This is a genomic window from Bradyrhizobium sp. USDA 3397 (assembly GCF_054060965.1).
Genome location: NZ_JBSSDS010000001.1, coordinates 6750515 through 6764959, shown reverse-complemented (window position 1 = coordinate 6764959; position 14445 = coordinate 6750515). Strand labels below are relative to the sequence as shown.

Genomic DNA, 14445 nt, shown 5'->3' with positions numbered 1-14445 from the left:
GCCCCAGAGCGGGCTTGAGCCTGGCGAGGCATACACCGCCGCTGCCGTTGGTGTAGAATACCCGCACAAAGGAGCACCGCCATGGCCACTCCTCAGCAGGGGCGCATCGATCGCCGACTAGCTGCCATCCTGGCCGCCGATGTCGCCGGTTATAGCCGGCTCATGGGTGCCGACGAACTCGGCACAGCGAGGGCACTCCGCGAACATCGCGAGGCAATCGATCCAATCATGGCGAGCCATGGCGGTCGCATCTTCAAGACAATGGGCGACGGCCTCCTCGTGGAGTTTCCTTCCATTGTGGCCGCAGTCGAGTGCGCCTTGGCAGTCCAGAACCTCATGGCAGGACGGAACGTCGATGTTCCGGAGGATCGGCGAATGTTGTTCCGGATCGGTATCAATCTTGGCGACGTGCTAATTGAGGGCGACGATATCCTTGGGGATGGCGTCAATATCGCCGCCCGCCTCGAAGGCATTGCCGAGCCGGGCAGCATCTACATCTCCGATGCCGCGCATCAGCAGGTGCGCGACAAGCTTGATGTGACTTTCGAGGATAGAGGCGAGCACCAGCTCAAGAATATTGCGCGTCCGGCGAAAGTGTACCGAGTGCAGGGCGCAGGTGCGGCAGCGAGCCCACTACCGACGTTATCGCTTCCGCAGAAGCCGTCCATTGCTGTACTTCCATTCCAGAATATGAGTGGCGATCCGGCCCAGGACTACTTTTCCGATGGGATTGCAGAGGACATCATCACCGAGCTTTCGCGGTTCCGATCGTTGTTCGTGGTCGCGCGCAATTCGTCGTTCTCGCTGCGTGGCAAGACGGATGTTAATGAAGTTGGCCGCCGGCTCGGTGTCCGTTACTTGGTTGAAGGCAGCGTTCGCAAGGCCGATAAACGGGTGCGGGTTACAGTCCAACTCCTTGATGCGGCAAGTGGCAATCACCTGTGGGGCGAGCGCTACGACCGCAAGCTTGAGGACATCTTCGTCGTCCAGGATGAGATCACCCGAGCCGTTGTCTCGACCCTGCCAGGCAGGCTGGAGAACGCCGACCGCGACCTCGCCAAGCGCAAGCAGACTTCGAACATCACCGCATACGATCTGGTTTTGCTTGGTAACGAACGATGGCGGCGTCTGACGCGGAAAGACCTTGCCGACGCGCTGGATCATTTCCGCAGCGCCGTGGCCCTGGACCCCCATTATGCGCGCGCCCACGCGAACGTGGCCTGGACCCATGTCTGCAACGTGTTCCTCGAGGCCGCGGATGCGTCATCGCTGGATGAGGCGCTGCGACATGTGGAGATAGCCCTCGACATCGACGACAGCGATGCCTGGTCTCATGGTGTCTTCGGGCAATTGTTATTCCTGCTCAAGAGGGACGATGAGGCCGAAATCCACTTCAAGCGCGCGCTTGGGTTCAATCCCAACGACGCAGACGTCGCCGCCGTCTTCGGCAATGTTCTCGTCTACTGGGGAAGGTGGCGAGAGGCGCTCACATGGATCGACACAGCTAAACGTCTAAACCCGCTACCGCCTAATATCTACCATTGGTACCACGCGCTTGCCCTCTATTCGGCCCGCGAATACGAGCAAGCCATCAGAGCGCTTCGGGAGATTCGGACCCTCGACCGCTGGTCGCATGGCCTCCTGGCCGCCTGCTATGGGCAGATCGACAGGCTCGACGAAGCCCGGACCGAATTAGACGCGTTTATCGGGGAACGGGAGCGCGAATTGAGGAAGCGAGGCGAAGCGCTACCGCTGAGCCGTCTCGACCTTGTGCTGTTGCGGGCGGACAGATACCGAGATCATTTGGACCGCGAACACTTTCTTGAGGGGTTGAGGAAGGCGGGCCTGACGGGTTGATACGTTCCTCCTAATGGACTGCATCCTGACGCGCTGAGCCGCAAAGTTCGCCAAGCCAGAAGAGACATACTGAACTGGGGGAGTGATCAGCATGATCGCTGGTACCGACGAAATGATCGAATTAGCGGCGCGCGAGGTCCCTTACGGGTCAAAAGCAGGCGTCGCGGCGATTTTCGTCTTTGGTCCGCTCGCACCCCGCGAGCCGACGTTAGGACGTTGATACCGAGAGGCAGCTTAGGGCCAACAGCCGACCTAATTCACTTGCCTCTTTTCACAACGGAGCACCGAAGCCTATCTTGCGGCAAGCCATCCACAAGCGGTGCAAATCGTCGTCCGATGGAGCATCGGAATGCTCCATGCCAGTTTCAATACACTCTTTCTTTAGTGCTCTATAGCGCGGCGATCCGTAGAAATAGAGACCTACAAGAATGGCAAGGACCAAGCCTACACCCAGCTTAGCCATTTGCCGTTCGGACCGACTGCGAGGGGTTAGATGCAAGGCTGTGGGACGTAATTAACCAAGCGGCAGACCAAGCGAGTCCCGACAGAACAGCTGCCATCATAAACGTCGGATCGCCTCGACCAATGTAGAGGACGAGCAAGAGAGGGCAAAGCCCGATTGCTGCTATTGGATAGCGAGCGCGGGGTCCAAAGCGCTTGTCGAGAAAGTGGAACAACGAAATGAGAGCGAGAAGTGGCAGTCCCCCAAACGTGCTGAATAGGACGAAGAGTCCCGCGAAATTGCGCGCGTATCCGCCCCCGCCGATCGTGAGCACTACGAGCGAAACAACGACCATCACTACAATTCGCGAAAAAGATCTCAAGGCAACTCTCCGGACACGCGATCATCGTCACGACCAACGTGCGAGGCAGGTGTTAATTCTCCCTAAAATTGCATGTCCGCTTTGGGTCAGAAGCGGGCGCTGCCTGTCTGTTGTGCCCGATCAAGTTCGTTGCCGATCAAGCTTTGCAAGTCTCGACGCACGCGATCGATGACGCTGCCGTACTCCCGCCCCTCGTTTTGCCTGAAGAGGCGAACGGTCGGATACCAGGGGATGTCTTCGCGGTTGAGGAGCCAGCGGTAGTCCGGCATAAAAGGTAGCAAAATCCAGGTCGGTTTCCCAAGGGCGGCCGAAAGATGAGCAACGCTGGTATCCACCGTGATGACGAGATCGAGGCAAGAAATCAGAGCTGCCGTCTCCGCAAAATCAGTAAGATGCTGTGCCGCATCGAAGATATCAGTTCGAGCCAGCAGTTCAGCTCGGTCGTTGGGCCTGACGTCCTTCTGAAGACTGACAAAACTCACCTTGGCATCCAAAAGGCCCGTCAGCATACGAAATGGAATAGACCGATTGTGGTCATTCAAATGTTCCGGATTACCTGACCAGACAAGCCCTACTCGTGATCGAGCACGCGGACCAAGCCGGCTCTCCCAAGCTTGAACACGCTCCTGAGAGGGCAGCGGCAAATAGGACACGGCCGCCGGAATAGTCTCCAGTCGGGTTCCAAAGATGAGCGGCAGGTTGCTAAGAGGGCAATGAAGATCGAAGGGAGGCAAGCGAGCTCCCGATGATCCGGGCAAGCATTCTGAGACGCCCTCCATTTTCGCGAATAGCGGCCACAAGGCGTCCTGCACTATTAGAACGACGCGCGCACCACGGCCAGCAAGCAGCGGAATGTAGCGTACGAGCTGAATTGCGTCCCCCAGCCCCTCGTCGGCGCATACCAATATCGTTTTGCCGGCAATCTCCCCGTCACCAAGCCACTTAGGCCCGGAAAGCGGTGGATAACCGTTTGGCAAGCCCGGAACGTCCCAACGCGCCTGCATCCCCTTCAGACCACGTTTGAAATCGCCAGTGAGCATCTGAAGCAAAGCAAGATTCCAGACGGACCTCGAGTGCTCTGGGAGAATGGCTGCGGATCGCTTGTAAGCAGACATTGCTTCTTCGACACGACCCAGCTCGGCTAGTACGCTTGCCCGACCTACAATGGCCTTTCCAGTATTGGGCTTGATCTTCAGGGAGCGGTCGAAGAAGGACAAAGCCTCTTCCAAATGGCCCTGCGCTCGTAGGAGTGCACCAAGGTTGCTTAGCGTGTCAGCGTTCTTAGGGTCTAGTTGGACTGCGCGCCTGCAATCTGCCGTCGCCTCTTCGATCCTTCCGAGGCCGTTTAGGATGAGTGAACGCGTGTGCAAAGCCTGCGCATCGTCAGGCCGTAGATTGACGCTATGATTCAAATATGCGAGGGCTTCCGCAAGTTGACCCGCCCCATGCAGAAGATGACCTGCCTTATACGCAGCTTCGACATGCCCCGGATCAAGTTCGAACGCGCGACGAAAGCAGAGTAGAGCTTCGCTGTTTCTTCGAGCCTGGATCAGCGCATCTCCCATCTGCCGCCAAAGCTCGGCATCGCTCGGCTTGAGCTGAATAGCCTTGTCGAAGACTCTCAAAGCCTCGTCCAGGCGGACAGCACTCGCAAGCGCATTGCCCAACGTGGCCAAGTAGGCAGGTTGGGGATCTTTCCGGATCGCACGGGAGGCCCAATCTATCGCTCTGTCCGCGCGGCCGGCGGCAGCTTCTACAACGGCCATGAGGTGAAGGCTATCAGCGCTCTCCGCATCGAGCTTGAACACTTCTTTGACGCAAGATTGAGCCTTCAGTACTTGACCACCACGCAAATGTTCGATCGCAGCGGCACGAAGTTCCTCAAGGCGCATGGCTGGATGATGATCTTTATCGAGCACCTCGGATTTCTTCTGGACGATTTGACGGTCAGATTGTTCCATTGCAACTCCACGAGTGGCTTGGCACAATCTCTAGGTGATTCGCTGATAACGAGTAATGGATCGATGCATCAGCCTAACGTATGCATCAAACGAGAGGCTGCCTCAGCAAAGTTGCATGCCTCCGGATTCGCCATCGATCTACGGCAGCGGATCTTGGTGAGATAATTGCTTGGTGAATCAGGGCCCTTTTTTGAAGGCTGCATGCCGAATTAAACGCAAGCACGTCTCCAATCGTCATGAAGCGGACGTCGGATTAGAAGGGCTTCGCACCAAAAATGACCGACCTCTCTAGCTGAGGAGGTCAACATGACCGTTACCCCAAGCACCATCCTCGCCGTCTCGAAGCACGTTCCTTGGAACAAGGGGAAGATCGTCGGCGCAAAGCCGCCGCTCCGTCCGAAGCACGTCTGGTCAATCCGAACCAAGCTCCAGGTCGAAGGCCGAATGCGCGATCTGGCACTGTTCAACATCGCCATCGATAGCAAGCTGCGCGGCTGCGACGTCGTAGCCTTGAAAGTTGATGACCTCGCGCCGAGCGGCTATGCGGCCGACCGCGCAGCCGTTCGACAAAAGAAGACCGGCCGGCCAGTCAAATTTGAACTGACGGAATCGACCCGACAGGCAATCGATGATTACCTGCGGGTTACGGGCAAGAAGTCAGGAGAATACCTGTTCACTGGCCGGCGGCTGAGTGGACATATGACGACCCGGCAGTATGCCCGCCTCCTATCCCGCTGGCTCGCCGACATCGGATTAGACCCGCATCTGTTCGGGACGCATTCCCTTCGCCGGACCAAGGCGACCTTGATCTATCGCCGAACCGGCAATCTAGGAGCCGTACAGCTCCTTCTGGGGCATACTAAGATTGAGAGCACCGTTCGATATCTCGGCATCGAGGTCGACGACGCCCTCGCGATCGCAGAACAGGTCGACGTCTGACTTCGGGGGGGCAGAGCAGACGCGCTCTGCGCTGCCCTCACAAACGGCTCCGGCCAAAAACGGACATCCCGCATACTTCCGATTCGTTTGAAAGTGCGGTGAGCGTCAGGTAAAACTTGGCGTTGTGGAGCGAGCGTGTCCGCTCAGCCGGGGAGAATGCGCGTGAAGGAACTGGCGGGAAAGACAGCATTCGTGACCGGTGCGGCGTCGGGCATTGGATTGGGGATCGCGACCGCTTTCGCCCAGGCTGGGGCGAAAGTGATGCTTTGCGATATTGAAGAGGCGGCGTTGTCCGCAGCGATCGAGCAACTGCGGCTCACCAACGTCGATGTCGACGGCGTGAAGGCAGACGTCTCGCTCAAAGCCGAACTCGCGGCTGCGGCAGAAGTCACGACCGCCCGCTACGGCAAGGTCCATATTCTCGTCAATAACGCAGGCGTCGGCGGCGGTGGGCCCTACGGCACCTGGACCGATACGTCGTGGAATTGGACCTTGGGCGTCAACCTGATGGCGACCATTTGGGGGATCGAGATCTTCGGGCCGTTGATCGAGCAGCATGGCGAGGGTGGACATATCGTCTCCACAGCCTCGATCGCAGGCCTCATTTCAGGAGCGAGCACTGCGTATAACGTTTCAAAGTATGGCGTTGTCGCGCTGTCCGAGGGGCTGCGGCAAGAGCTCGCGCCCCGCGGAATTGGCGTATCGGTACTGTGTCCTGGGTACATCCGCACTCAAATCATGAACTCAGGCCGCAACCTCCCCAAGCGCTTCGTCGGGGCAGTCCGTGCCCCGCCGACTTCGGGCCCGATTGCCGAACGGATCGATCAGATCCGGGAACGCGTCACTCAAGGTATCGACCCCATCTATGTCGGCGAACTCGTCCGCGAAGGCGTCGAAAACAACTGGCCCTATATCTTCACCGACCTAGAATTTGAGCCGATAGTCGAAGCGCGCTTCGCCGGAATCAAGCAAGGCTTTGACCAAATCCGCGGGCGCACCCCGAAGCGATGAGTGCGCAGACTTTCTCCAACCTGATCATTGTTTTGTCAGGTCTACGAGTTGCGGGGCAAGAACCACGTAATCTGTTGCTTATGGAGGAAGCGTGACAAATAGCCTTCACGAACGAACTTCCGCGATGCCGCGTTATTCTGATATGCAAGGAAAGGTTGTGCTTATCACCGGGGGCAGTAGTGGTATTGGTCTATCGGCGACGTTCAAATCGTTCTTCGTCTCAACCAGGTCGAAGCCGGCGCGCCTGAACATGTCCCCAACCAAAGCGGCGTCGTTTGCCGGATTAGGCAATTGAGGTACGCTCTTGTAGGCGGAATTGCCGATGACCAACGCCACTCGCTTCTCGGCTTGGGCCGATCCGCAGGCGAGCCAGACGAAACAAAAGATCAAAACAAGCGGTCGAACCACGCCCGTAGCTGCCCCTGATGCAATGTAGTCCAGACTAATCGGAGCATGCTGGAAGGCAAGCGGCTGATCTGTGATGATGGTCACGTCCGAGTCCGCAATGGGTCAAAATGCGAAGAACTCACGCTGAGCAAATCTGGACCGCTCTGCTGCGATGAGCGGAACTCCGTCAAACCCGGCGCGACCTCGGAGATGAGCCAACTCCGGACTCATGCGCTGCAGACATTTGATCGCCTTGTGGACATTGGAAGTTATTCGGGCAACCCCGCTTTGCGAAAGCCCTCAATCATCAGCTTCGCGGTTTTTGATAGCTGGCTCCTGTCGATCCACGCCGAAATCGTGAAACCAGGATCGATCTCAAGCATGCGAGCCACCGCCTCACGGGCCTCGGCGTCGCGTCCGAGATAGGCGAAAGCGGATATGAGGCAGCGATATGGTCCTGGATAGTAGGGGTTGAGACGTAAGGCCTTCCTCGCTGCAATGATGGCCTCGTCAAAGCGACGAAGCTCGATAAGGGCAAACCCTATCCCGGTCAGCGCTATGAATGCTTGCGGGTCTACCGGGCTCATTCGCATGGAGTGTTCAAAGCTCCGGATCGCTTCCTCTGGCTGCCCCGCAATCTTATAGACCCAGCCTCTGCGGTGCCATGCGTAGTATGAATTCGGGTTGAGCTTGACCGCCCGGTCGGACATCTCGATCTCGCTCTCGCAATCGCCGACAAGGAGCGCCGAAATCAAGGCAACACCCGCTAACGTGTCGGGATCACCATCGTCGAGGCTCAATGCCAGGCGCATGAGCCGAACGGCTTCCATGCGTTCGAATTGAGGATCGATGGCATAATTCCTGACCACGTTCTCCGAATGACAGGCACCTGCCAGAGCGGCGGCACCAGCAAATCCGGGATCAAGTTCCAAGGCGCGCTTGACCAGTCGGAGCCCCTCGGCCAACCCTTCGCGGGTCGATGGGACTATTTGCTGTATGGCCCGGAGATAGAGATCATACGCGGTGAGGTCTTCCGGTCGTCGCCGCGATGCCAGTGCAAGTTCGGCTTGAAACAACTTTGGCCGAATGGCTGAGACGACGGCGAGCGTGATGTCGTCCTGCAGCGCGAAAATGTCCGTCATGTCGCGCTCGAACCTGTCCGCCCAGATGTGGGTACCCGTAGCTGCTTCAATCAACCGGCCTGTTATGCGAACTTTCCCCGAGGCCTTGCGAACCTCACCCTCCAGGACATAACGCACGCCAAGCCGGCGCCCGACGTCCTTAATGTCGACCGCCTTGCCCTTGAAGGTGAAACTTGAATTGCGCGCGATCACGAACAACCCTTTGAACCGCGAGAGCGCGGTCGTGATCTCACCAACCATCCCGTCAGCGAAGTACTCTTGCTCGGGATCGCCAGACATGTTCGCGAACGGCAGCACGGCAATGGAGGGCCTGTCGGGTACTGCAGGAGCACTCACGGGCGAACCGACCGGATTTGGGCTCGCAACATCTTGCACCTCCCGCACCTGTCCCACGAAACGGAATCCCTTGCGCGGAAGCGTCCTGATGAGGCGCTGCTCCTCGCCAGTATCGCCGATCGCGGCGCGGGCAGCATTGAGGCGGGTCGTCAGCGCGGCATCGGACACAACGCGGCCGTGCCAGATGGCGCCGATGAGATCGTCCTTGCTGACGACGCGCTCCCGGTTCCGGATCAGGTATTCGAGCAAATCGAACACCTGTGGTGTAATGGAAACGACCGTTGCTCAGCGATGCAGCTCGCGCCAGTCAGTGTCGAATACGTACTCTGCAAAGAGATAGCGCAAAATGCGAATCCCGTTGGATGAGGGCTCCCATGACGGGCAGCGTTCTGGCCTCACCGGAAATCGCGAGAATAAGCCGCCGGTACGGAAAATGTAAGCTGCCGGTTAAGCGTCCCCGCCAATTCCGCGGCACTCTCCGGTCGGTGCAAAAACACCGTCCTGGAGACGCCGCAATGACCACGACGCACGGCACTACATGGCTGGAATGGACATCCGGATCGACCCGGCATGTCACCGGCTTCATCTGGAAATATTGGGCTGCCGTTCAGGAGCGCCGCAAGGGCCAAAAACTGCGCGCCAGCTTGTCCAACTTGAGCGACACGGAGCTGAGGGATATCGGCATCACGCGCGGCGAGATCGACCACGTCGCCTCGCACCGAGGTATTGACCCTCGAGGCATCCGATCCGGTGAATGGCTGCGATATCTGCCAACCGTCGACGGCCAGATTGGGCTTACCGACTTCCGATAGGAGTCACGTGCGCCGTATTGCTGCGCCTGAAGTCCTTTCTGATCTTCCTCAGACAGCACATTGGAACTGGTCGCGGTAAGGTCCAGAAGGGGCCATTTCCGGATGTAGGCACCGCAACAACAAAGAGACGAAGCCTCTTGCTTTAACGAAACTGAGCAACGGATCCCACTGGTGGACCAGACCATCGATCTTGGATCATGCGCGAGGTTCACTCCGGAATGAAACAGCGGACACGAGGATGTCCAGACCATGGTCCGTCCGGCAAGATTTGGTTGCTTGATGACAGCGCCGTCTGGCACGAGCACCCATTCGTCGTCGATGCGAACGCGATATTGTCGTGATCGGACTTCCAATTCGGTTCGGAGACCACGTAGGCGTCCGAGTCCTCACAGCACTTCCCGAATTCGGTTTGCAGACTCTCGAAGCAGGGCTTCAACGGGGAATTCGCATAGCGGCCGTCATCTCGGCCAAATGGTCGCGGTCGACACCAGCAGCAGGAGGAAAATTTGAGCTGCCAAGCGCTTCATCGCTCTGATCGCCAGCATTTCGTCACCTCGGCCATCTCGGAAAATCAGTTTCGATTCAGCGCAGCTGGCGTAATGGGCAAGGAGCGCAGGAATACGAAGCGGGAGGTCACTGGTATTTCCGCGTCGGCGCGACCATCCTGGCCGATGAGAATGAGACCAGCTCCCCCATTTGCGACGGTCATGATGACCTCTTCACCAGTCCACGTCCGGATCGGGTTCATCCCGATGACGAGAAACTCACCTACGGGCTGGTCCAGATATTGAAGCCTGAGCTGCGGAGCGATTTCGGCCGGTGCAAGCTCAAAGCCCAGTTGCTGCGCGAGTTCGTAGATTTGCCGCAATGGCACCGTCTCACCTCTGAAGCCCAGATCGGCCGCGGTGACTGTCAGAAGTGTTACCGCCCTTCTGGTACCGCTGAGCGTAAACGCCGGTCGGGCAAGAGCCTCCGCAGCCGAGTTACCGACGCCGCAACCAATCGCACTCAGCGCGGTCAGGAGAGAAAATGTATCCGAGAACGTCCCGATACTGATTGTTTTCCATTCGGCAACATCCAAAACGGAGGTTACTGGACCCATGCGTGTCGGGGCAACGGGCGCCGCCTTGAGCACTAACTGCCTCTGCAACACATCGCGCGCCGAGCACTGAGCGTGAGCGCGGTTCGCAGAGGCGAGAGCGCATACGATGCAGATCAAGAGCCTCGCTGCAGTGGCAGCCCACGTCAGTGCAGCCGTCCGCTTCATGGCATCCTCCCTCGTGACGCGAAATCCGCAAGCAGTTCATCCTGTTACCGCGCACGAGGATGCGCCAAGGTCATGAGAAGCGCTTTACAGGCGCCTTCCATTCTTCTTACCGTCTGCTTACATATCAGCTCCGCTGGGGTGCGATCGTACCGCAGGAGGATGCAATTGCTTTACTCTTTTTCGGATTTCACGCTGGATACGGAACGACGGGAGCTGCGGCAAGGAGCCGAGGTAATCTCTGTCGCGCCACAGGTATTCGACCTTCTGAACTATTTGATCCGGAACAGGGAACGCGTTGTCAGTAAGGACGAGCTCATCGCCGGCGTTTGGAATGGTCGCATCGTCTCGGATGCCGCTCTGACGACGCGCATCAATAGTGCGAGGTGTGCAATCGGCGACACTGGCGAGAAGCAGGACCTCATCAAGACGCTCCCGCGCAAAGGTTTCCGTTTCGTGGGTGCAGTGCAGGAAGCCGGGAGCTCCGCAATAGAGACGGTTGGCTCAGTCGAACGAACCGGCGACACGCCGCCGCGCCTATCCATCGTCGTGCTACCCTTCACGAACCTTAGCGCTGATCGTGAGCAGGACTATTTCGTGGATGGTGTAACCGAGAGTTTGACCACAGACTTGTCGCGGATCGCTGCTTCATTTGTAATCGCACGGAACAGCGCCGTCTCATACAAGGGTAGAGCAGTCGATGTACGGCAAGTCGGCCGCGAATTAAACGTTCGTTACGTGCTCGAAGGTTCAGTGCAACGCAGCGGCAAGCGGCTTCGCATGCGTTACGTGGCATATGCAGTCGATCTGTGGGGTGTCGCTCATGCGACCTATGAGTTAGAGTGCGGCTGCGACGATGACGCTAAGCGTCGAGCTGTGAAATACCTCGAAGCGCACCCGGTGATCGAGGTCTGGAGCGGCCCTAGGCGGGTCGCAAGATTTACGGCAGATACCGCAGGCGGGGGCAAGGCTACGGCAGAAGCCAGCCAGCGCCCAAGAAACGGCTAGGATTTTTGCCCCTACCCGATGTCCTCCCAAGCAGCGGGCCGGTCCGCCCCATCGCCCTAACTTCCCTATCCGTCTTGAAATCAGATCAGGCGTCTCTAAGTCTTGCGCCAGAGGGGGCTCCTCCGACCTCTTTTAGAAAGGATTGCTTGCCACCGTCGAGGACGACGATGATGATACTCGAACATAAGCTCGCTCGCTTGCGCACCCACCGCAATAACATTCACCGCTACCACAGGCTGCTCAAGACCCGCCTTTCCGATCTGGAGCGCGAGTACATCAAAAATCGTCTCTTCGAGGAACGAGCGGCGCTGGTAAGCTCGCGCGTACGACGATCCCCATTCCTTTCATAATGCCACCACCAGAGCAGCCACCGCAGACCTCCAAACCTTAAGGTGGCTTGAGCTTGCCGGTGCGTATCAGGAGGTCGCTCCCGTGCGACAGCGGCCCATTAACGGCGTCGAGCCGGAAAGAAGCGAGGATGACATTGCGCGTGAGCTGCTCGGCCCGCGGGGCGTTCCGGGTGCTCCCGACCCCGCCCGCATGGTCCCGCAGGTCGAGAAGAACACGCCAAAGCACATCAGGTGGAGAACCCCGAGCTCCGGCGATGAATTGGGCGCCAGAAACCGGAACCTTATTGATCCGGTCAAGGGCGGAGAGACGGAACGGGCAGTGACCAACCACCATTCTTCCGAATGGCGGGGCGCTTTTGATTGCGGTGAAGTGATGCAGAACGCTCAGAAGTACATCAACATTGCCGCTCTAGTCGCGCTTGCTGGGTGGCTTGGTCTCTGTTTCAAGATGGGCTGGTACTAACGATGGCTTACGCCCGGAGTAGACCACATCGGCCCGCCCGGAGGTTTTTCCGGATCGTAAACGAGCTGGGACCGAGAGGTCTGCCGCTGTCTAGTTCAGCAAACGCAGCTTCATCTCAAAAAATTATGCCCTTGGGATTCAAATTTGTGAATCCATTGCAAAGGGACGCTGCAGCCCGGGGGGACGAGCTGGAGCTAAGTTTGGGCAACAGGACCAGCGTAAGGCCTTGCTCGGGCTTTGCTGCACCAACCCAGAGTGCGTCCGCCTCTTGATAGGAACCCCCGTCCTCCATGGTATTTGATTTATATGCGCTTCAGGCGCCAGGCTATCTGTTGTAGCCGGAGCGGCCCCAGCCCTGGGTCCTTCCCCTTGGCCTGGGGCCGTTTCTTTGTTGCAGGCCCAGAGTGCGCCCGTCCCGCTCGCCGTAGTCTTCTCACAGTGTAAGCCCGACCTCGGTGCTCGTCGCCAAGGCTGCGCTTCGGAACGTTCCTGATAGCGCGCGCTTGGGAAGCAATGACCTCGACCATCATCCTCATTCCCGGCATGCTCAAGCCGCTACGCCTGGCGCGCGTCTACGGCTTTCTCGTCGAGCGCGGAGACGGCATATATCACCCGGGCGGCAGCCAACCGGCATGCTCGCTGCGTTTGGCGCACAAGATGGTTGAGGGTGGCTGGCTGGTGAAGCATGGAGAGCGCTACGAGCCCACGGAAGAGGGTTTGAAGGCCGCAGAGTGATTTAATAGGTCGCGCAGGCCGCTGAGGCGTTTCGGACATTCAGCGCAGGCGCTAGATTCACAATGTTGTAGCCGGAACCGGAGGCGCGGGGAAAATTCGGCACACCGGGGCTGGCGTTCATATTGCACCTGCCTCTTTCACCCGGTCTTTTGACACGGCGCAGGCCGCAGCGAACTCAATCGCTGCGGCCTTTTCGTCGAGCCCGTCAACGTGAACCGGCGGATCCGAGTTTTATTTTTTCATGCAAAGCCCAATTGTCGGGGATGTCCCACACTTCGCTCCATCTGCAGCTCCCCCACTTGGGCAGAACACGGAGACCAGCGTTTCGCTGCTGTCGCAGTTGACCGCACCGTCAGCTTGCACCGCCCGGATATTGACCGGCGCCGGCTCGCCCTTGTCTCCCTTGTCGCCTTTTGGTCCCTGGGGACCCTGAGGGCCTTGCGCACCGGCAGGTCCCTGGGGACCGGGAACGCCCTGGATGCCTTGAGCACCTTGTGGGCCGGCGGGGCCTTGAGGTCCCGGCTCGCCCTTGGGCCCTGGATCTCTTCCACATCCTGCAAGTGCAAGGGCAACTGCAAGCGCGGATACGCCGACCAGTCTCTGCATTTCTACCTCCCTGTGGCCAGAGGCATTAAACCGGCTGGGCAGGAATGCTGCAATAGGCCGGCCCGCCGACGTGAGCCGGCGAGCCCGAGCCCTATTCGTGACTCCCTATCGTTTGCGCTTCTCGCTCCGTTGGTTTCAAGCCCAAAGACCGACACTAACCGTCTCTATGTAGGGTATCTTGCCATCGCGAAATGCAGGCGCATCAAGTGATGGCGGAGCGAACCTCGAAGGAAACATGCTATGCAGCCCGGCCTCAGAACTCCCGGAGCGAGAACCATGACCGTGTGGATCTATGACCAAGGCGAGGACCTGAAAGTGTTCGACTCAGAGGAAGCCGCATCGGCGACGAAGATGCCGACGAGGTCGCGGGTGCCGATGATGCGAACGAGGTAGGCGGGCACAGTGGGTCCTCCCGAGTTGGTGAGCATGCCAATCGGTGGATCATCTGCCAAGCCGCCTTCCGTCCTATTGCGCTCGCGCTCCGGTTGCGCAATCAATGCCATCGGGGAGGAGGACGTAATGGGCGGCAGCGGCAAGTTCTATATTTCCGGTCAACACATTTTCGGGCCCCGCGACAGCGGAAAATTTTGGATTGACGGAAACTACATCTACGGGCCGCGCAACAGCGGCAAGTTTTACATCGACAACGGCTACATTTACGGGTCCGGCGCTTCCTCGGGCAGGTGGTGGATCCAGGGCAACTATCTGTACGGGCCGGCCAACGAAGATTTTCCGCCGTTCATGGCGTGA

General features: G+C 58.5%; 11 protein-coding genes and 3 pseudogenes. 9 read left to right on the top strand and 5 right to left on the bottom strand.

Annotated features, from left to right (window positions below):
* Positions 1–81: 81 nt before the first annotated feature.
* Positions 82–1857 carry an adenylate/guanylate cyclase domain-containing protein gene (locus ACVWYQ_RS31285; protein WP_456726770.1) on the top strand — a complete coding sequence of 592 codons (1776 nt, stop codon included), beginning with the start codon at positions 82–84 and terminating at the stop codon, positions 1855–1857.
* A 91-nt stretch (positions 1858–1948) separates the two neighbouring features.
* Positions 1949–2077 carry a hypothetical protein gene (locus tag ACVWYQ_RS31280; RefSeq protein ID WP_456726769.1) on the top strand — a complete coding sequence of 43 codons (129 nt, stop codon included), beginning with the start codon at positions 1949–1951 and terminating at the stop codon, positions 2075–2077.
* Positions 2078–2767: 690 nt separating this feature from the next.
* Here ACVWYQ_RS31280 and ACVWYQ_RS31275 read toward each other — a convergent pair.
* Positions 2768–4642 (bottom strand): tetratricopeptide repeat protein, encoded by a 1875-nt coding sequence (locus ACVWYQ_RS31275; RefSeq protein WP_456726768.1) that lies wholly within the window; start codon positions 4640–4642, stop codon positions 2768–2770.
* Positions 4643–4948: 306 nt separating this feature from the next.
* Here ACVWYQ_RS31275 and ACVWYQ_RS31270 point away from each other — a divergent pair, with 306 nt between their 5' ends.
* Positions 4949–5581 carry a tyrosine-type recombinase/integrase gene (locus ACVWYQ_RS31270; protein ID WP_456726767.1) on the top strand — a complete coding sequence of 211 codons (633 nt, stop codon included), beginning with the start codon at positions 4949–4951 and terminating at the stop codon, positions 5579–5581.
* A gap of 162 nt (positions 5582–5743) precedes the next feature.
* Positions 5744–6592 carry an SDR family NAD(P)-dependent oxidoreductase gene (locus ACVWYQ_RS31265; RefSeq protein WP_456726766.1) on the top strand — a complete coding sequence of 283 codons (849 nt, stop codon included), beginning with the start codon at positions 5744–5746 and terminating at the stop codon, positions 6590–6592.
* 192 nt (positions 6593–6784) lie between these two features.
* On the opposite strand, the pseudogene ACVWYQ_RS31260 reads toward ACVWYQ_RS31265, so the two are convergent.
* Positions 6785–7000 (bottom strand): annotated as a pseudogene (locus ACVWYQ_RS31260) (caspase family protein); the annotation flags it as partial.
* Between the two features lie 248 nt (positions 7001–7248).
* Positions 7249–8727: a winged helix-turn-helix domain-containing tetratricopeptide repeat protein gene (locus ACVWYQ_RS31255; protein ID WP_456727220.1), complete on the bottom strand. Its 1479-nt coding sequence runs from the start codon at positions 8725–8727 to the stop codon at positions 7249–7251.
* Between the two features lie 245 nt (positions 8728–8972).
* On the opposite strand from ACVWYQ_RS31255, the gene ACVWYQ_RS31250 reads away from it, so the two are divergent.
* A complete protein-coding gene (locus ACVWYQ_RS31250) occupies positions 8973–9269 on the top strand; it encodes a DUF1127 domain-containing protein (protein ID WP_456726765.1) in 297 nt (98 codons plus the stop codon).
* A gap of 208 nt (positions 9270–9477) precedes the next feature.
* On the opposite strand, the pseudogene ACVWYQ_RS31245 reads toward ACVWYQ_RS31250, so the two are convergent.
* Together ACVWYQ_RS31245 and ACVWYQ_RS31240 are read right to left on the bottom strand one after the other, a co-directional pair.
* Positions 9478–9814, bottom strand: a pseudogene (locus ACVWYQ_RS31245) (hypothetical protein).
* A gap of 26 nt (positions 9815–9840) precedes the next feature.
* Positions 9841–10536 (bottom strand): hypothetical protein, encoded by a 696-nt coding sequence (locus ACVWYQ_RS31240; RefSeq protein WP_456726764.1) that lies wholly within the window; start codon positions 10534–10536, stop codon positions 9841–9843.
* Positions 10537–10695: 159 nt separating this feature from the next.
* Here ACVWYQ_RS31240 and ACVWYQ_RS31235 point away from each other — a divergent pair.
* From ACVWYQ_RS31235 to ACVWYQ_RS31220, 4 genes and pseudogenes are all read left to right on the top strand, one after another.
* Positions 10696–11316 (top strand): annotated as a pseudogene (locus tag ACVWYQ_RS31235) (winged helix-turn-helix domain-containing protein); the annotation flags it as partial.
* Between the two features lie 657 nt (positions 11317–11973).
* Positions 11974–12354 (top strand): hypothetical protein, encoded by a 381-nt coding sequence (locus ACVWYQ_RS31230; RefSeq protein WP_456727245.1) that lies wholly within the window; start codon positions 11974–11976, stop codon positions 12352–12354.
* A gap of 513 nt (positions 12355–12867) precedes the next feature.
* A complete protein-coding gene (locus tag ACVWYQ_RS31225) occupies positions 12868–13089 on the top strand; it encodes a hypothetical protein (protein WP_456726763.1) in 222 nt (73 codons plus the stop codon).
* 1125 nt (positions 13090–14214) lie between these two features.
* Positions 14215–14445, top strand: a complete 231-nt coding sequence (locus ACVWYQ_RS31220; protein WP_456726762.1) for a hypothetical protein — start codon at positions 14215–14217, stop codon at positions 14443–14445.

Coding starts and splice junctions, on each gene's coding strand:
- ACVWYQ_RS31285 (WP_456726770.1), top strand. CDS start 82: ATGGCCACTCCTCAGCAGGGGCGCATCGATCGCCGACTAGCTGCCATC.
- ACVWYQ_RS31280 (WP_456726769.1), top strand. CDS start 1,949: ATGATCGCTGGTACCGACGAAATGATCGAATTAGCGGCGCGCGAGGTC.
- ACVWYQ_RS31275 (WP_456726768.1), bottom strand. CDS start 4,642: ATGGAACAATCTGACCGTCAAATCGTCCAGAAGAAATCCGAGGTGCTC.
- ACVWYQ_RS31270 (WP_456726767.1), top strand. CDS start 4,949: ATGACCGTTACCCCAAGCACCATCCTCGCCGTCTCGAAGCACGTTCCT.
- ACVWYQ_RS31250 (WP_456726765.1), top strand. CDS start 8,973: ATGACCACGACGCACGGCACTACATGGCTGGAATGGACATCCGGATCG.
- ACVWYQ_RS31240 (WP_456726764.1), bottom strand. CDS start 10,536: ATGAAGCGGACGGCTGCACTGACGTGGGCTGCCACTGCAGCGAGGCTC.
- ACVWYQ_RS31225 (WP_456726763.1), top strand. CDS start 12,868: ATGACCTCGACCATCATCCTCATTCCCGGCATGCTCAAGCCGCTACGC.
- ACVWYQ_RS31220 (WP_456726762.1), top strand. CDS start 14,215: ATGGGCGGCAGCGGCAAGTTCTATATTTCCGGTCAACACATTTTCGGG.